A 17,157-nucleotide genomic window follows, 5' to 3' on the forward strand; every position below is an offset into this window, starting at 1 on the left:
ACGGTCACGAAGCGCTCGAGGGGTTGGCTTCCCAGAGAGGATCGCACCTCGCGACCTGCAGGTCGCCCTCGCCCCAGACCGACCGCCGGATCTGGACGCCAGTCGATGATCCGTCAGTACGACAACTTGGTCTGCATCACAAGACGTTGCGGAACCGGATCAGCCAGAGCGGGCCGGCAGACGCCGCGCTGACGAAGACAGCGTAGGGCCGGCCGACAGCGTCGTCGGCCGGCCCTGCGCGACTGATGGAGGCGAAACTGCGAACTACGCCGGCATTGCGGTGCTACCACGGCGGGGGACGATGGCGGCGGTTGCTTCGGCTGCGGCGTGTGAGAGTTCGGGGAGGACAGCGCCGTAGAACGTGGCGGTGAAGTGTGGGCTGGAGTGGCGGAGTCGGTTGGAGATGATCTTCATCTGGACGCCGGCGGCGAGTCCCATGGTCGCAGCGCCGTGGCGGAGGTCGTGGAGTCGGATGGGTGGTAGTCCGGCTTGGGTGGCGAGGTGGTGGAAGTGGTCGGTGACGTCGGCCGGGTGGAGCCGCCCACCGGTGGGTGTGGTGAACACGAGTCCGGTGGTGGTCCAGGCAGGACCGGCGGCGAGGCGTTCGCGGTGTTGCCGTGTGCGGTGGGCGCGCAGCACTGCGACGGTTTCGGTGTCGAGGGCGACCGCGGCTTCGCTGTCGGTGGTTTTGGGGGTGTCGATGGCGGTGGCCCAGCCGTGTTGGACGAGTTGCCAGCGGACGGTGAGGGTGTGGGCGTCGAGGTCGAGGTCGTCCCAGTGCAGGCCGCAGGCTTCCCCGCGGCGGAGTCCGGTGAAGGTGATGAGGTGGTAGAGGGCGTAGAGCCGGTCGTCGGCGTCGTGGGTGTGGTCGAGGAATCTGCCGGTGTGTTCGGGTGTCCAGATCATGACGGGGCTGGGGGTCTTGCCAGTGTCGCGCCAGGTGCGGATGCGTTGGTCGGTCCAGACGGTGGGCTTGGGTGCTCGGGCGGTGGGTAGTTCGACCATGAGGGCGGGGTTGGTGTCGATATAGCGGTGGCGGCGCATCGCGTCGTTGAGGGCCTTGCGCAGGGTGGCGTGGATGACGTGCAGGGTTCTGGGGCCGACGATCCGCTGGTTCTTGACCTGGGTGCGCTTGGCGGGGTCGCGGCTGGCGCGCAGGGTGGCGATGGTGGTGTTGCGCTGGGCGATGGCGTCGTACATGGCGTCGATGTGTCCGGGCCGGAGCCGGTCGATGCGCAGGTGGCCGAGATGCGGGATGAGGTACAGCCGGATGTGCCCTTCGTAGGAGCGCACGGTGCCGGTCTTGATGTTCTTGCGTCCGGCGAGCCAGTCGGTCAGGTACGCCTGCATCGTGGGCAGCTCGGTCGGGGTGATGTCCAGGTGCAACGCCCGCCGGACCTGCTCCCGGCTGGGGACGGGAGCGCCGGTCTTGACGGCAGCCTCGATCAGGTCGCCGGTCTTGACGGTGGTGTGCGGGTCGGTGGGGTCGGGGAACGGCGAGCGCGGCCCGGATGCGGTCCAGGACGGCGTCGGCGTCGGCCTGGGTGGCGTAGGGGCCGTGGCGGAGCGGGCGGCGGGTGCCGTCGGCGCGGGCTGGTACTTCGATCTGCCAGTGCCAGTGGCCGTGGGTGCGGGACCAGCCGCCGCCGGGCCGGCGAAGCTGGGGACAGGATCGTCCCAGTCGCCGGCCCGTGACGCTGTCGCGGCAGCCGCAGCGTTTGAAGGTGGATCCCTTCACTCATCGTCTCCTGGATGCTTCGTATGGTGCCGCCAGCGGTACCGGGTGGAATCCGCTGGTGGCGGGGTCACCGCATCCACGCTCACCTTCGCGTCGGCATCAAGTCGTCGGTGGTCGTCGGTCGAAGCGGGGTCCCCGACCAGCAGGAGCTGAAGAAGGCCGGCAACCGGGACGATGATGCGGCTGCCGGCCCGGATCAGCGGTACGGGGAACTGGTCGGTGGCGGCGAGCCGGTACGCCTGGGATCGGCTGATCCCGAGCACTGAGGCGGTGGTGGCGAGGGTGGTGGTGACGCCGAGGGCACGGATGCGCTCGATCGTCCACACCTCCCCGGCGCCGGGCGCGGTGGTGGTGCTGTCGGTCGTGGTGCGGGTGGTCTGGTCAGCGTGATTAGTGGGGCTGTTCATGATCAGGTTTCTCCTGGTTATGAGATGGATGGCTGTGCGGTAGGAGCGGGGGTGCTCCCGTCTGGGTCGACCGGCGCAGGGGTGGCTGCTCCGCCACCGTTGCGCCGCTCCAGTGACAGAGGCGGTGGCGTCGGGTTGGTCGGCACGGCCGGGCTCGCGATCAGCTCAGGTGGTGCCGACGACTCGACCTTGAGGGTCTTGAGGAGTTCGGATAGGCGGGTGTTGGACACGGTGTGACCGGCTGCGCGGAGGGTTTCGGCGAGTGCCGCCCGGGTCAGTGCCTGACCGTCCGCGGCGAGCCGGTCTCGGACCTTGCGCGCCGCCGGCAGCAGCTCGGCCACGTCGCCGGACGGCTGCGCGGACCGTCCCCGGTCCGCTCGCTGCCGGTTCCGGCCGCCGTGTCGGCGACGAGCATCCGGTGAGCGGACGGTCCGGGTCCGGGACCGCCGCTCCCCCGCCGTGACAGCGGACTGGGTCGCCTCGTCCAGTCCGCTGTCCGGAACGGTCCGCCCGGCCTCATCCCGTCGGCCGTCCCCAACCGTCCAGGCGGTGTTGGCGGGCGTGGCGGTGCTGGTCCGTCCGAGGGCGATCTTGACCATGACGAGGAACCCGAGCGCGGGTACCGCGGCGGCGACCCAGCCGATGACCGAAGGTTCGGCCTCGACGACCTGTGCCGCCAGGGACAGGGTGACCGCGCAGGCCAGCACGGTGGCGGGGAAAACGGTGGAGGTGTGGGCGCGTTTGCGGCGGCGTAGTTCCAGGCCGGAGGCGATGGACATCAGCTCCAGGACGATCGCGTCGGCCCAGGCCAGCCACCCAGGTTGGCCGTGCGCGGCGGCCACGTTGTGCACGTGGGTGAAGCTGGCCGCCCCCGCTGCGCCGCCGATCGCCAGCATGATGACGACCTGGACGCCACCCTCACCACGGCTATCGCGCGGATTGGCGTCCGGTTCAGGGACCGGTGCTGTCGTGGCCCATCACCTCCTCGACTCGGACCGGTGTTCCGGTCCGTCCGTCAGTCGCAGGAGGCGGCATGGGATGGCGGACCGACTCCGCGTCGGACCACCCTCGGGGCAGGGACCGGACACTGGTCGGGGACCGCCCGCAGCGGACGCGGGACTCGGACGCGGTCCGCCCGCTGTGGGAGGGGACGTCCGGTTCTCTCACGGATCTGTCAGCACCGGCTGAGCCGGTCCCGACAGATCCGTGACAGACGTCGACCTCTGCCGTCCGCCCGGCGGTAGAGGTACCGTCCGCCGCCGTCCTGCGGTCGCCGATCACGCCGCCTCACCCGCCCGACGTGAGGCGTCCGCCACGTACCCGGCAAGGTCGACCAGCCGCAGTCGCTGCCCTCCCCCGCCGGCCACCGCCCACACCGCCTCCGCCGGGCTCAGTCCCGCCGAGACGGCGTGGTCGCGGGCACCGGTGGCGACCGGCACCGACAGCGGCCCATCGGCCAGGACGCGGCGCAGGTTGCGTTCCCGGGCGGCCGAGTGCAGCCAGAACAGCACCGGCCACGCCCGCCCGATCTTTGCGAACAACTCCCGGTAGCCGTCCACCTTGCCGGCGAGGATCGACAGCTGCTCGGCGCCGGTGTCGTACTCGACGAAGAACGGCACCTCGACACCGTCCTCGACCCACCGGCCGTAGCCGTCCGGGCGGACCCGCGGCTGATACGCCCGCACCAGCCCCGGATCCTGCAGGCTGGTGAACGCACCGGCACGCTGGCACACCGCCTCCGGCAACCACTCCACCAAGCCGGCACCCGGATGGGTGCGGGCGTGCCCGGCCAGGTCGGTGAAGAACCCGTTCACCCCGAGGCGGTGAGAGAGGCTGCGGGTCAAGGTCCAGCGCCGCCGCTCCACCCGGGCGTGGTCCCGCCGCGGTGGACGTTCGTCCCGGCTTGCGGCGACGACCTCGGCGCCGAGCTGGTCGATGACGTAGTGGTACGGATACGAGCCGCCGTCGGCCCGCTGCGGCCGGAACCGAGCGACGAGGCGCAGCCGGTACAGGGTCCGCAGCCGCCGCTGACAGAAATCGAGGGACGGGAACAGGGCGGTCGCGATCTGGAACGACGTCAACACGCCGTGGTCGTACAACCAGCCCAGCAGCACCCGGTCACGGCCGGTCAGCTGGGACTGGACCCGAAGGACCGGATCATCCACCGGCTACCACCTCCATTCCGGGTAGGGAATGCCAGCCCCAGGGGGAGAGACCCGAGACCAGGCAGGGTCTGTCGCAGGACAAGCCGACGACACTGACAGCCGGCCTGACCTGCGGTGTGAGACGAGACAGGGGGTCCGTTCCGGCGTCCGGGTGAAGACTGACCTCAACCCGGACGCCAACCCGGACCCCGAAACGGGGATCGAGACCGGTTCTGTCCCTACCCCCGGTCGGAAGCCGGGGCGCAGAAGGTCGACAGGTACGGGGAACACAGCAACTCCTTGATCGAAGAAGACGAAGAAGACGAAGAAGGCGTCGAAAGTCACGACGCCATGGCAAGGTCGCGGAAGCCCTGCCGCAGCCGCCGAGCCTGGCGCGGCGGGTGCGACGGGCTGCGGATGTTTCACACTGTGGAGTTGTCAACGAACACGCCGACCGGCGTACTGGCCGGCCCGTGGGCGAATCAGGGCAGCAGCGCTCGACACGACCGCCAGCAGGGGCAGCCGCGTACAGCGGGGAACAGCGGTGGCAGTTGCAGCGGGCGGCATGGCACCGCACCGAGCACGGGCTTCGCCTCAACCCAGGACAGGAGCACCCAGGTCCGTCGACATCACGACGACCCGGGTCGGGCGTCGGGTCAACCCGCCGGAGAAAGATCCTTCATCGCGAACCCCCTGTCACTCAGACCCATCGACGGCCTGCCCGCTCCTGGGGCCCCTCGAACGACCGGCGACGCTCCCGAAGGAGCGCCACCAGCCCGGCCGATCAACCCCAGCGGGCGGACCGCCACGCGGTCGGATGCGTACCAGTACGCCTCCGCCGGCAGCACCCTGTCAACCAGCATCACCGGCAGTCGATCATCACGCTTCCGGACCCAGTTGGACGCGTTGGCACCCGCTAACCCGCACTGACCTGAATTCGCACGGATTCCCCTCCCGAACGGGGCGAAGAATCTTGGCCAGCACACGCAGGTGTCTCACTTTATGAGACTGGGGTCTCGGCAAGAGGTCAGTCAGGGCGCGAGCGCCGTCTCCTCCGGCCGCCCGAGTTGTCCGGCCATGCTCGTTAGCGGCTCCAGGGCGGGCCGATGGTCGACCGGCCCGGCCGGCCTCGCTCGCTGTTGAGCTACGCGCTGGGAAGGAGCCCGTAGGGTCGGTCGCGTGTCCGAGACGCCGACCGAACCCGACCTCTCCTACATCGCCAGCGTGACACGGGTCCGCGCGGCGGCCGGCGTGGTCCTCCGTGACAAGGCCGGCCGGGTATTGGCGGTCCACCCGACCTACAAGGACGTGTGGGAGATTCCCGGCGGGATGGTGGAGGCGGACGAGTCTCCGGCGGCCGCCTGCGCCCGCGAGATCCGAGAGGAACTGGGCCTGTCGATGCCGACGGGAGCGCTGCTGTGCGTCGATTGGGTGCCGCCGAACCCGCCCTGGGACGGCGGCCTCATGTTCGTCTTCGACGGCGGCGTACTGACGCCGGACCAGATCGCGACGATGCGCCTGCGCCCAGACGAGCTCGACCGGTTCGACTTCGTCGAGCCAGAGCGCCTGGGCGACGTGTTGATCCCCCGGCTGGCTCGGCGAGTTGCCGCGGCGGTCGCCGCGATCGGGCGGGGCGGCGTCTACCTCGAAAACGGAACCGCGCCTTCCACCAGATAGCGAGCCGGATCGTATCGTCGGCCGGGGACGGGGCATCCCCAGCGGCGGTGGTTTCCTGCCATCTCTGCAGCACCACAACCCGCGCGACGGCCCCGCCTGCGGCACGCGTTGATCCGGTGGAGCCCGAGAGGCACAATCCCAGGATGATCTCGAGCGTGTTCTTCGACGTGGGTGAGACGATCGTCGACGAGTCCCGGGAGTACGGCACCTGGGCCGATTGGCTCGGCGTCCCGCGGCACACCTTCTCCGCCGTCTTCGGCGCCGTCATCGCTCGCGGCTTGGACTACCGGCAGACGTTCCAGGTGTTCCGCCCCGGCTTCGACTTGGCCGAGGAGCGGCAGCGCCGGACCGATGCCGGGCAGCCGGAACACTTCTCCGAGGAGAACCTCTACCCGGACGCCCGGCCCTGCCTGGCTGCACTACGGGAGTTCGGCGTGCAGGTCGGCCTGGCCGGCAACCAGACCGCCCGAGCCGAAACCATCCTCCGTGCCCTGGATTTGCCGGTCGACGTGATCGGCACCTCGGACGGCTGGAACGTCGAGAAACCGTCGGCCGCGTTCTTCGACCGCGTCGTCGCGGAGGCCGGCTGCCTTGCCGACCAGGTCCTCTACGTCGGGGACCGGCTCGACAACGACATCCGCCCCGCCCAGGCCGCCGGGCTCGCCACCGCCCTCGTACGGCGCGGACCGTGGGGACACATCCTCGACGACAAGACCATCAGCGACCGCTGCCTCTTCCAGCTCGACTCGCTGGCAGAGCTGCCCGAGCTGGTACGCCGACACAACGAGTCGGCGGCTTAGCTCCCCGGAAGAGCGGCCCGGCTGGTCGCGAGGGCGGCGATGCGGTCATCGAGCTGGTGGCCCGCTCGGCTGTCACCGAGTACCTGCCGGACCGCTCTGACCCGCTCCAGCCCGGTGCCGTACCAGTCGGTGTTCAGGGCGTCCAGGGCCTGGTTGAGGTAGTCGGCGGCGTGGTCGCCGTCGCTGCTGTGCGCCGAGGCCAGGTCGGCGAGGACGACGCTGCGCTGCTTGGCGCCCGTCGCGGTCAAGCGGGCGAGGGACTCGGCCAGGTGGCGCGCGGCCTCAGCATGGTCGCCAGCGGCGAGGACCGCATAACCGGCAAAGGAGTGCAGCCGGCCCGTGTCGTAGTAGTCGAACCATGCGGGCGCTTCGGGACGCGCTTCGAGTGCGGTGGCAGCGAGATCGATCTGGTGCCGTCCCGCCGCTCCGGCACCCGCGCGGGCTTCGACTTCCGAGGCCACGCAGTGCAGCCAGGAGCGAACGGCCGGGCTGACGCCGTGCCAGGTGTGCTGGAGCGCCGCGTCGATCAGTGACCGGGCTGCGGCCGGATCATGTCCGAAGGCGGGGATGAAGGCCATGTGGCCGAGGATGGCGGCGGCCAGGGCGTGGTCTCCGGCCTCACGGGTGGCGGCCAGGGCGACGTCGTAGCAGCGCTGCGCGACGGCGGGCTGGTTGAGATCGAAGAACGCCAGTCGTGCGGTGAGCAGCGCCGATTCGGCGAGAGCACCGGCGAGGGTCACCCGGCTGGTGCCGGTGGCCGCGCGGACGAGTCCGCTGCCGAGCTGGGTGTGGGCGTACGCGGCCTCGTAGAGCGGCCGGGCGGGGCTGGTCCAGTACAGCGTGCGCTGACACCGGACGATCTCGGCGTACGCGTCGGGATCTATGGCCTTGGCTTGGGCGTACGCGGCCTGCGGATCGAGGGACAGTAGGGGCGCCACCAGGGGAAGCATGCTGGCGCCGAACAAGGCGCGCAGAACGGTTGCCCGGTCCCAGCCGGCCTCGTCGCCTCCGGTGATCATTTCCCACAACCTCCTGAACTCGTCCAGTGTTTCCGCCTGGGGGCGCATCGCCAGCTCGTCGGGGGTGAGCAGACCGAGCTGGCTCGCCGGCTTGTCGAAGATGGCCACGAGGTGCTTGCGGTAGCGCGGGTCGGGCCACCGCTCACCGGTCTCCCACCGCCGCACCGTGTTGGCATTCAAGCCGGTGTCAGCTTCCCCGGCGTGGCTCATCTCGGTGCGGATGCGCTCGGCGACCTCCTCGTAGGACCAGCCCCGCTGGAGCCTCTCCCACGCTAGCCGCCGATTGGCGGGGTAGCGCCGTCCGGCCATTCGCGCACCTCCATACGTCCTGCGTCGACGACGGTCACGTTAGCCATCTCCGCTACCGCGCGTCACTACCTGGTTGCGAGCGGACGGCTCGTGGACGGTACCGATCCGATCCGCTGGACGGTTCGCTGTTGACGAGCATCGACGGACGCTGCTGGGCGGCGCCAGCTCACCAACCCAATGTCATCGACGCCAGGGGATTCACGGTGAAGAGATCGAACACGACGTCTATCAAGCAGACGCTGCCTGATGCGGCGGCGGCCGGGGGTGCAGTCGTGAGGTTGATTCCTCGCCCGCGTACTGCCATCGGGGCTGCGCGGGCGGGTGACCGGCGGGGTGCTCCCAGCCGCCGCCTCACCACGGCGGGCCCGCCGGCACCTCGGCGGGCCCGCCGTGACTGGACCAACCAGCGGGAGTCAACCGCAGCTCGTCGGGCGGCGGCGTCATGACCGTGTACGTCTCCCGGCACGCATGCACGGACGGGCCAACTCCGGCGGCGCAGCTCCGCATACCAGCGACTGGCCGAGCAAAGGTCTCCCAGACCGAGCCCATCCTGCTCACCTTCGTGTGGCAGCGCATGCTGTCGCAACCGACTCAGGCCGGTGGCCGCCGGTGACGGCGCGGGTGCTGGTGACCGGTGCGGCCGGCTTCATCGGCTCGCACGTCGTCGACGCGCTTCTGGCCCGAGGCACGCAGGTGGTTGGTCTGGACCGCCGCCGCCTCGGCCAGAACGCCATCGCCGACGAGAACCTGTCAGCCGCAGCCGGCAATCCACTGTTCACACCGCTCTTTCGCGATCTTGCCACCGACCGGCTTGATGACGCTCTCGAGGGCTGCGACATCGTGTTTCACTTGGCCGCCAGACCAGGGGTCCGGCCCTCCTGGGGCGCGGAATTCCACGATTACGCCCAGTCCAACGTCCTCGGCACCCACCGGCTGCTCGACGCCTGCGCCCGCTCGGGCGTGCGACGGTTGGTCTATGCCTCGTCGTCGAGCGTGTACGGCCCGGCGGAGCGGCCCAGCCGCGAAACCGACCCGACCTGCCCGGTGTCTCCGTACGGGGTGAGCAAACTCGCCGCCGAGCAGCTGTGTCTGGCCTACGCCCGTCGCCCCGACAGCCGACTCAGCGTCGTAGCGCTGCGCTACTTCACGGTGTATGGGCCACGGCAGCGACCTGACATGGCCATCGGCCGGCTGCTGTTCGCGGCCTACACCGGCCTGCCGATCACCTTGTTCGGCGACGGCAGCCAACGGCGCGAGTTCACCTACATCACCGACGTGGTGTCCGCGACGGTTGCTGCCGCTCACATCGATGCCCGCTGTGCTGTGGCGAACGTCGGCGGCGGCGCGAGCGTCTCCATGCGCGGCGCCATTCGGGAGGCGTCCACGGTTACCGGACGGCACATCCCGGTTCAGGTAGCCGAGGCTCAGCCCGGCGATGTCGCCTCCACGGCTGCGGACCTGACCCTTGCCGGCCGGCTGCTCGGCTACTGGCCCACGGTCGGCCTGCACGAGGGCATGGCCCGGCAGTCCTCCTGGCTGGTCAATCTCTCCCGCGATCGGCTCGCGGCCTTCACCTCCTGACTCTGAAAGGGGATCCTCTCATGATCGTCTTGACAGCGGACTCCGCGAGCGAGTTGTTCACCGCCGCCTGCCAGGCAGTCCTGCTCAACGGCCGCATCGCCTGTCCGCGCGACATGATGACCACCGAGGTCGTCGGCGCGCACCTGTGCCTGACCAATCCTCGGCGCCGGCTGGTCTCCGTGCCGCCCGTCCGCGTCATCAACCCGGCGTTCGCCGTCGCCGAGGCGCTGTGGATCCTCTCCGGCTCGGACGATCCGTGGATCTTCGACTTCAACGACAACCTGCGCCGCTACGCGGACGACGGAATCCTGCAGGGCGCCTACGGGCCACGGATCCGCCGGTGGGGCGGCAGCCTCGACCAGCTCGACGCCGTCGTGCGCAAGCTGACGGCCGACCGGGACTCCCGACAGGCCGTCGTCCAGATCTACGACCCGGGACGCGACCACCGCGGCTACCGGGATGTTCCGTGCACTCTCGGGTACCGGTTTTTGATCCGGCAGGGCCGGCTCGAGATGCACACGGCCATGCGCAGCCAGGACCTGTGGCTCGGCTTCCCGTACGACATCTTCGCGACCACGCTCCTGCAGGAGCTCATGGCTGGCTGGCTCGGTGTCGAGGTCGGCGAATACCACCACTACGTCGACTCGCTGCACCTGTACGCCGATCATGCCCCGGCCGCCGCCGAGTGCCTCCACCACGAGCCAACCGTCACCGAGATGGATCCGCTCGGCGTGGACTGGACCAGCCTGGACGCCCTCCTCGTTCGGATCATCGGTGGCGACGGCGACCTGTCCGACGGCACCCCGTGGGACACGTTCGGAAAGGTGCTGGCCAGCTACCGGAGCTGGAAGCTCGGCCAGCGGGACCTGGCGCGCGAGCTCGCCCAAGACACGCCGGGCCCACTCGGCGCTGCCCTTGTCGCCTGGTATCGGCACCTCACCCAGCCGGCTCTGGCCTCGGCGGAGTTGGCATGAGCGCGGATGTGGTGCTCGGGCTGTGTGCGTACACGCATGATTCGGCGGCGGCGCTGCTGGTCGACGGCCATCTCATCGGCTTCGTCGAGGAGGAACGGCTCGACGGGGTCAAGCACAGCAAGGCCTACCCGACACGCGGTGTCGCCTGGCTGCTCGACGAGGCCAGGTTGTCGCCCTCGGAGGTGACAACGGTGGCGTACAACTTCGATGGACGCCGCTACCTGGGCGCGCTGGGCCAGCTGCCGACTCATCTACGGCAGGTCGCCAGCCGCGCTCGAGCCGTGCCTCGGGCTCTCAGTTTCACCACGGTCCACCGCCGCTACCAGGCCCGGATGCGGGACTTGGCCGAGCGCTTCCCGCGCGCTCGTCTGCAGCCGGTGCAGCACCACCGGGCGCATGCCCTGTACGCCTTCGCCGCCGCCGGTGTGGACGACGCGGCGGTCCTGATCGTCGACAGCCTCGGCGAGTTGCAGACGACCACCATCTGGCACGCCCGGCAACGCCGCTCACGGCTTAGCCTCGACCTGGCACACGCGATCAACGATCCGGCCTCGCTCGGCTACGCCTACGGTGCGGTCACCGAACACCTCGGCTGGCGGCGCGGCGATGAGGAAGGCACCGTGATGGCGCTGGCCGCCCTGGGTGACCCCGCCCGGTTCCGGGAGCTGATGTGCCGGGCGATCCGGCTCACCCCTGACGGGTTCACCCTCGATCCCGCGCTGATCGCCCTGCGGGTGCTCGCCAGCCGCTACGGCCGGGTCACGCCCGCATTCACCGCCGCGACATCCCCGCCGCGCCCGCCGGCGGCACCGGTGGAGCCGGTGCATGCCGACCTCGCCGCTGCCCTGCAGGAACGCATCGAACAGGTGATGCTGCACCTCGCCGAACGGGCCCGCCGACTCACCGGCTCGGGGCTGCTCTGCCTTGGTGGTGGCGTTGCGATGAACTGCGTAAGCGCCGGCCTCATCGCGCAGGCCGGCATCGTCGACGAGGTGCATGTGCCGCCCGCCCCTGGCGATGCGGGCACCGCGATCGGCGCCGCCGCCCACGCCTGGCTCGACGTGACCGGCCGCCCGCCCACTGGCCTGCGCCATCACTGCTACCTCGGCCCTGCCTATCCCGACCTGGCACTACCGGCGGCACCGCGCGTCGGACTGCGCGCCAGCCGACCCGCGGATCCGGTCCGTCATCTGGCCCGGAAGCTGGCCGACGGGGCGATCGTGGGGTTGTTCACCGGAGCGCTGGAGGCCGGCCCACGGGCCCTGGGGCACCGGTCGATCCTCGCTTCTCCCCTGGAGGCCGGTGTGGTCGAGCGTCTCAACGCCACCGTCAAGTTCCGCGAGCCGTTCCGACCTTTCGCCCCCGTCGTCCTCGCCGACAGTGCCACCGACTACTTCCGGCTGCGCCAACCGTCGCCGTACATGTCGCTCGCGGCACCCGTGACCGAGCTGACCCGCGACAAGCTACCCGCGATCGTGCACGTCAACGGCACCGCCCGAGTCCAGACCCTTACGCGCGAGCAACACCCCTTCCTCGCCGACCTCCTCACCCGCTTCGGCGAACTCACCGGCCACCCCGTGCTGATCAACACCTCGCTCAACATCAAGGGCAAGCCGATCTGCGGCACACCGGAGATGGCCTTGGACTGCCTCACCGAATCCGGCCTGGACGCGCTGCTCATCGAAGGCTGGTGGGTAACCAAGTGAGAATCGGCTACAGCTTCTGGGGATTCCTCGGCCCCGGCATCACCGACACCCCGGACGGAGGCCGCAGCCACCGCCGGACCCTGGTCGACGGGCTACAGGCAGCCGGCCATGACATCGTCTTCCTGCAACCCAACCGGGACTTGTGCGAGGCCGGCGACGACCTCACCGGCCACTACCGCTGGGACGTCGGCCTGCCCGACATCGACGCACTGTTCCTTGAATGGCGCTGGCCCATCCCCGGCCGTAACACCACCGCCTGCGGGCGACCCGGCCACACTTGCGACCTGCACCGGCAGGCCGAGCTGCTCGACCACTACGCCCGCCGCGTCGGCATCCCCACGATCCTCTGGGACAAGGACCGCCGGCTGCCCGCCACGGACCCCCTCCGCCATACCCGCAACGTCGCCGTCTGCGAACCCGCTCTGCACCCCACTCCCGGCGCGGTGCCACTGCTCTTTCCCGTGGCCGACACGGCCATCGACACCGCTGACCCGGCTGCACTGGCGGCCCTGCCCCGCCGCACCCCACTGGTTTACGTCGGCAACCAGTACGACCGCGACCACGCATTCGACACCTACTTCGCGGCGGCCGCCGCCCAACTTCCCCACCTGATTGCGGGCAAATGGGCGGACACCAGCCGATGGCCGGATCTGAACTTCAGCGGCCGAGTCCCGTTCCCCAGGGTGTCCGCGATCTACGCCGACGCGCTCGCCACCGTTTTACTGCTGCCCGCCCGGTACGCCGAAGCGGGGCAGATGACCCAACGGATCTTCGAGGCCATCCTTGCTGGCTGCGTGCCCCTGCTGCCTCGTGACGTCCGCAGCGCCGACGCCCTTGTCCCCTCGTCACTGATCGTCCGCGACGCCACGGAGGTGCGGCACCGCATCGGTTGGCTCAGCGAGATCGCCGGCACCGGTGACCATGCGAATCTGATCGCAGGGTGCCTACGTCACCTCGACCCGTTCCGGCTCTCGACCCAGCTCGAGGTGCTCACCTACCTGCTGCATCACCCCTGGTCGGTGCCGTCATGACCCACCGTGTCACCACCGGACGAGCGCACCACACCTCTACCCTGGAGAACCATGGACAGGATCGCCATCATCGGCTGCGGTGGCAGCGGCAAGTCCACCGTCGCACGCCAGCTGGCCAGCATCCTCGACGCGCCGCTGACGCACCTCGACGCGACCTACTACGACGAGCACTGGAACCCCCTACCGCAGGACGAGTTCGCTGCCCAGCAGGAGAAACTGGTCGCCGGCGAACGGTGGATCATCGAGGGCAACTACGCCGGCACCCTGCCGATCCGGCTCGCCGCCGCCGACACCGTGATCTTCCTCGACCTGCCGGCCGTGACCTGCCTGTGGGGCATTGCCCAGCGCCGCTGGCGCTACCGGGGCGGGCAACACCAGGACGGCGTCTACGACCGCATCACCTGGAACTTCGTCCGCTACGTCCTCGGCTACCGGCGCACCATGCGCCCGAGAGTTCAAAACCTAATCCAAGAACATGGACCACACGTCCGCTTGATCACCCTCACCAGCCGCCGTCAGGCCGCCCAACTGGTCAAACGTGTCCGCGACGAGCACCCGCCGGTGACCTGACCGCAGCGGAACGGGAGGCGACGCATGTCGGCCAACCCGTTCCTTGACCCCGCGCTGGTCCGCGGCCGCCTCTACCGGGGTGACGGTCGGCTCGCCGACCGCACTCACGCGCTGCATCGCGCCAAGATCAGCGGAAGCGACGTCGCCGATACGATCGCCGACCTGCTCGCCGCTCGTGTCCCGACGGCGGCGGACGTGCTCGACATCGGTTGCGGGCGCGGCACCACAACCCTGCGCCTGGCCGACCGGCTCCGGCCCAAGCGCCTTGCTGCCGTGGACGCCTCCGCGGCGCTTCTCCACACCACCCGCGGCCGCCTCGCGGACGCCGGAGCGCTGGGCTCGGTAGTCCAGGCCGACTTCCACCACCTGCCGCTGCCCGACAGCGCTGCCGACGCTGCGGTTGCCGCCTTCTGCCTTTACCACTCGCCGACACCGGACAAGGCCATCGCCGAGATCGCCCGCTGCCTACGCCCCGGCGGTACCGCTGTCCTGGTCACCAAGTCGCTGGACAGCTACGCCGAACTCGACCATCTGGTCCACGCCGCCGGCCTCGACCCGCACGCCACCAGCCGACCGAGCCTCTACGAGAGCTTCCACAGCGACAATCTGCGCACCGTCACCGCCAGCCATCTAACGGTCCTCGACGTCCAGCACGAGGAACACGTCTTCCGCTTCGCCGACGCCACGCACCTCGCCCGCTACCTCACCACCACACCCAAGTACCGGATTGCCCTCACCGGCGGGATCGCCGCTCTCACAGCGACCCTCCAGCAGCGGCTGGCCCCACCGCCCTACACGACGCGATCCACGGTCAGCTACGCCGTGGCGGCGCGACCATGAGCGGCGATCTCTTCGTCAAGCGGTACGACGACCCGGAACGCTGTGCCGCCGCTGCCGCCCACCACGTCTGGCTCACCGGCCTGGACTCCGGCGTACGCCTGCCTGCTCTCATCGCGCGGGGTGCCCAGCATCTTGTGTTCGGACGGCTGCCCGGGCGTGCACCTGGGGTCGAAGATCTTCCGCAGGCCGCGGCAGCCCTGGGCCGTCTCCACGCTGCCGCACACCGGCAGGAGCTTCGGGCCGCGCGCCTCGATCGACCTCACACCACCTCGACCGGCCTCGTGATCCCCGACTTCGCCAGTCCACGTCGGGCGCCGCTACACCACGCCGCCGCCGAGGCGGGCATCCACGGATCGGTCATCGACGCCCTACTCGACAGAGCCGGGGAGTCCGTGACGTTCTACAAGGACCCGAACGTTCGGAACTACCTCGCGAGCGGTAATGAGGTCGCCGTCGTCGACTTCGACGACCTGACGCTCGCGCCCTTCGGCTACGACCTGGCCGGTCTGCTGGTCACCGCGTCGATGACCTACGGCCGCTTGGCAGACCGATCGATCACTCGCTGTCTGCGCGCCTACCGCGTCGCTGTCGCTCCGCAGATCTGCAGCCTGGCCGACCTGAAACGGTACGCCGAGCTGCACCACCTGCTGACTCTGCGATATCTCGGCCGCAACGGCTATCGGCACCCGTGGCCCGCCGTCCGTCCCTGGCCCGACCCGTTCCTCACCGAACTGCCCTGAAAAGGAACCCACGCATGACGCCGACAACCGAACTCGCCATCGCCCGCCACGGCGAAGCTACCTGCAACGTCACCGGGATCGTCGGCGGCGAACAGGGCTGCACCGGCCTCACCGACCTCGGCCGGAACCAGGCGCAGCAACTCGCCGCCCGCCTGGCAGCCGAACACGCCAAACGGCCCTACGCCGCCTTCTACGCCACACCCAGACTCCGCGTCACCCAGACCGCCGGGATCATCGCGCAAGCTCTGAACTTGCCGTCCACCATCGACCCGGACCTCCGCGGCCCTGACCACGGCGACGCCGACGGCCGACCCTGGGTCGACGTCAAGACCTCCTTCCAGGGACCGCCTCAGCACAGCCCGGACCGCCAGTACGCTTTCGACTCCGAGACGTGGAACCAGTACCTCGACCGGGCGACCGCGGCCCTGCAGAAGATCCTCGCCCGCCACGATGGCGAACGGATCCTCATCGCCGCCCACGGCGAAACCGTCGAAGCGGCTCACAGCCTGCTCCTCGGCCTACCCCGGAACGCCTGCCTGCGACTCGGCTTCGTCACCCACCACGCCTCCATCGCCCGGTGGCAGCGGCCCACCAACCGCTTCGGCCGCACCATCTGGCAACTCGCCAGCCACAACGACACCCGACACCTCCAACCCCGCCATGGCTGACGTCAACGTTCACCTCGCGCTCTGCCAACGGCTCCTCGACGCCGACGCCGAACCCGTGACCTCGCACCCCGGGCACGCCGGCACTCGCGTCCTCCGCGCCTCGACGGCCACCCATGGAGACGTCGTTGTCAAGATCCATCGAGGGCTGGAACGACATCACCAAGAAGTCCACGCCTACCGGACCTGGGTTCCTGCCCTCGGAGACAGGGCACCCCGACTGCTCGCGACAACCGACGACCCGCCGGCCATCGTCATCACTGCCGTAGCGGGAGTCCCGCTCGCCGAGCGGCAGCTCGGCCGCGAGGCCGAGCAGAGCGCCTACCGCCAGGCCGGACGGCTACTCAAGACACTGCATGCCGCCGGACCACCCCGCCTCGAACCGGACTGGACGGCCTGGCTCGCAGACCGCGCCGAGTACTGGATCCACCAGGCCGGGGACCGCATCACCGCCGCCCGCAGGGCCGAAGTACGCGCACACATGCGGGCCCTCCGAGACTTGGCGCCGCTGCCTGCCCGTCCGTGCCACCTCGACTTCATGCCCCGCAACATGATCTACGACGACGGAGAGGTCAGGCTGATCGACTTCGAGCACACCCGCTATGACCTACCCGCTCGCGACCTCGTACGACTCGCCACCCGCGTATGGCCTCACCGCCCAGACCTATGCGGGAGCTTTCTCGATACATACGGCCAGCTCAGCGCAGTGGATGATCTGGTACTGGAGCACTGCGCCCGTCTGGACATCCTCACAAACTTGGTACGACGGACCGCAGCGCATCCTCCGCTAGCCGAAGTGCGCCTTGACTGACACCCGACCCGCATTTCAACACAATCTATGGCGCAGCGCGAGACATCAGACATTAATGCAGCAATGTAGATGACTCAGACCGATAGCCCACTAGCGACTCATCCGCGGATCCCGCCACTGGAGGCAATGGCGTAGGGTGAACAGA

15 protein-coding genes and 2 pseudogenes are annotated in these 17,157 nt (G+C 69.7%); 12 read left to right on the top strand and 5 right to left on the bottom strand.

Going from position 1 to position 17,157, the window contains the following annotated elements:
• Positions 1-264: 264 nt before the first annotated feature.
• From ACH495_RS17770 to ACH495_RS17785, 4 genes and pseudogenes are all read right to left on the bottom strand, one after another.
• Positions 265-1,738: pseudogene (locus tag ACH495_RS17770) on the bottom strand (tyrosine-type recombinase/integrase).
• Positions 1,735-2,145, bottom strand: a complete 411-nt coding sequence (locus ACH495_RS17775) for a helix-turn-helix transcriptional regulator (protein ID WP_396858803.1) — start codon at positions 2,143-2,145, stop codon at positions 1,735-1,737. Before ACH495_RS17775 ends, ACH495_RS17770 begins: the two are co-directional and overlap by 4 nt.
• Positions 2,129-3,041 (bottom strand): annotated as a pseudogene (locus ACH495_RS17780) (DUF2637 domain-containing protein). The gene ACH495_RS17775 and the pseudogene ACH495_RS17780 overlap by 17 nt, the downstream one beginning before the upstream one ends.
• 381 nt (positions 3,042-3,422) lie before the next feature.
• On the bottom strand, positions 3,423-4,310 hold the full coding sequence (locus ACH495_RS17785) for a replication-relaxation family protein (protein WP_396858804.1): 888 nt from the start codon (positions 4,308-4,310) through the stop codon (positions 3,423-3,425).
• A gap of 1,158 nt (positions 4,311-5,468) precedes the next feature.
• Between ACH495_RS17785 and ACH495_RS17790 the strand changes: the two genes are divergently transcribed.
• Both ACH495_RS17790 and ACH495_RS17795 read left to right on the top strand, forming a co-directional pair.
• Positions 5,469-5,966, top strand: a complete 498-nt coding sequence (locus tag ACH495_RS17790; protein WP_396858805.1) for an NUDIX domain-containing protein — start codon at positions 5,469-5,471, stop codon at positions 5,964-5,966.
• A 143-nt stretch (positions 5,967-6,109) separates the two neighbouring features.
• Positions 6,110-6,766 carry an HAD family hydrolase gene (locus tag ACH495_RS17795; protein ID WP_135243618.1) on the top strand — a complete coding sequence of 219 codons (657 nt, stop codon included), beginning with the start codon at positions 6,110-6,112 and terminating at the stop codon, positions 6,764-6,766.
• Here ACH495_RS17795 and ACH495_RS17800 read toward each other — a convergent pair.
• Positions 6,763-8,094 (bottom strand): multiprotein-bridging factor 1 family protein, encoded by a 1,332-nt coding sequence (locus tag ACH495_RS17800; RefSeq protein WP_396858806.1) that lies wholly within the window; start codon positions 8,092-8,094, stop codon positions 6,763-6,765. The two genes, ACH495_RS17795 and ACH495_RS17800, sit on opposite strands and share 4 nt — an antisense overlap.
• A 442-nt stretch (positions 8,095-8,536) precedes the next feature.
• Between ACH495_RS17800 and amcA the strand changes: the two genes are divergently transcribed.
• From amcA to ACH495_RS17850, 10 genes are read left to right on the top strand one after another with little or no spacing between them, the layout of a single operon-like run.
• Complete coding sequence (amcA, locus tag ACH495_RS17805) at positions 8,537-8,707, top strand: multiple cyclophane-containing RiPP AmcA (protein ID WP_396858807.1); 171 nt, start codon at positions 8,537-8,539, stop codon at positions 8,705-8,707.
• Positions 8,704-9,675 (top strand): NAD-dependent epimerase/dehydratase family protein, encoded by a 972-nt coding sequence (locus ACH495_RS17810; RefSeq protein ID WP_396858808.1) that lies wholly within the window; start codon positions 8,704-8,706, stop codon positions 9,673-9,675. Before amcA ends, ACH495_RS17810 begins: the two co-directional genes overlap by 4 nt.
• A 20-nt stretch (positions 9,676-9,695) precedes the next feature.
• Positions 9,696-10,649, top strand: a complete 954-nt coding sequence (locus ACH495_RS17815; protein ID WP_396858809.1) for a thymidylate synthase — start codon at positions 9,696-9,698, stop codon at positions 10,647-10,649.
• A complete protein-coding gene (locus tag ACH495_RS17820; RefSeq protein WP_396858810.1) occupies positions 10,646-12,355 on the top strand; it encodes a carbamoyltransferase in 1,710 nt (569 codons plus the stop codon). The genes ACH495_RS17815 and ACH495_RS17820 overlap by 4 nt, the downstream gene beginning before the upstream one ends.
• Positions 12,352-13,386: a hypothetical protein gene (locus ACH495_RS17825; protein ID WP_396858811.1), complete on the top strand. Its 1,035-nt coding sequence runs from the start codon at positions 12,352-12,354 to the stop codon at positions 13,384-13,386. Before ACH495_RS17820 ends, ACH495_RS17825 begins: the two co-directional genes overlap by 4 nt.
• Positions 13,387-13,437: 51 nt before the next feature.
• A complete protein-coding gene (locus ACH495_RS17830) occupies positions 13,438-13,956 on the top strand; it encodes a topology modulation protein (protein ID WP_396858812.1) in 519 nt (172 codons plus the stop codon).
• A gap of 24 nt (positions 13,957-13,980) precedes the next feature.
• Positions 13,981-14,796 carry a class I SAM-dependent methyltransferase gene (locus ACH495_RS17835; RefSeq protein ID WP_396858813.1) on the top strand — a complete coding sequence of 272 codons (816 nt, stop codon included), beginning with the start codon at positions 13,981-13,983 and terminating at the stop codon, positions 14,794-14,796.
• Positions 14,793-15,536, top strand: a complete 744-nt coding sequence (locus ACH495_RS17840) for a phosphotransferase (protein WP_396858814.1) — start codon at positions 14,793-14,795, stop codon at positions 15,534-15,536. Before ACH495_RS17835 ends, ACH495_RS17840 begins: the two co-directional genes overlap by 4 nt.
• A 14-nt stretch (positions 15,537-15,550) precedes the next feature.
• The gene (locus tag ACH495_RS17845) at positions 15,551-16,204 is read left to right on the top strand and encodes a histidine phosphatase family protein (RefSeq protein WP_396858815.1); all 654 of its coding nucleotides are present in this window, start codon (positions 15,551-15,553) and stop codon (positions 16,202-16,204) included.
• Positions 16,197-17,012, top strand: coding sequence for a phosphotransferase enzyme family protein (locus ACH495_RS17850; RefSeq protein WP_396858816.1), 816 nt, complete (start codon positions 16,197-16,199; stop codon positions 17,010-17,012). Before ACH495_RS17845 ends, ACH495_RS17850 begins: the two co-directional genes overlap by 8 nt.
• The last annotated feature ends 145 nt before the right edge of the window (positions 17,013-17,157 follow it).

This window comes from Micromonospora sp. NPDC018662, from assembly GCF_044391475.1.
Classification (GTDB): domain Bacteria; phylum Actinomycetota; class Actinomycetes; order Mycobacteriales; family Micromonosporaceae; genus Micromonospora.

Coding starts and splice junctions, on each gene's coding strand:
- ACH495_RS17820 (WP_396858810.1), top strand. CDS start 10,646: ATGAGCGCGGATGTGGTGCTCGGGCTGTGTGCGTACACGCATGATTCG.
- amcA (WP_396858807.1), top strand. CDS start 8,537: ATGACCGTGTACGTCTCCCGGCACGCATGCACGGACGGGCCAACTCCG.
- ACH495_RS17800 (WP_396858806.1), bottom strand. CDS start 8,094: ATGGCCGGACGGCGCTACCCCGCCAATCGGCGGCTAGCGTGGGAGAGG.
- ACH495_RS17795 (WP_135243618.1), top strand. CDS start 6,110: ATGATCTCGAGCGTGTTCTTCGACGTGGGTGAGACGATCGTCGACGAG.
- ACH495_RS17815 (WP_396858809.1), top strand. CDS start 9,696: ATGATCGTCTTGACAGCGGACTCCGCGAGCGAGTTGTTCACCGCCGCC.
- ACH495_RS17775 (WP_396858803.1), bottom strand. CDS start 2,145: ATGAACAGCCCCACTAATCACGCTGACCAGACCACCCGCACCACGACC.
- ACH495_RS17840 (WP_396858814.1), top strand. CDS start 14,793: ATGAGCGGCGATCTCTTCGTCAAGCGGTACGACGACCCGGAACGCTGT.
- ACH495_RS17830 (WP_396858812.1), top strand. CDS start 13,438: ATGGACAGGATCGCCATCATCGGCTGCGGTGGCAGCGGCAAGTCCACC.
- ACH495_RS17835 (WP_396858813.1), top strand. CDS start 13,981: ATGTCGGCCAACCCGTTCCTTGACCCCGCGCTGGTCCGCGGCCGCCTC.
- ACH495_RS17850 (WP_396858816.1), top strand. CDS start 16,197: ATGGCTGACGTCAACGTTCACCTCGCGCTCTGCCAACGGCTCCTCGAC.
- ACH495_RS17845 (WP_396858815.1), top strand. CDS start 15,551: ATGACGCCGACAACCGAACTCGCCATCGCCCGCCACGGCGAAGCTACC.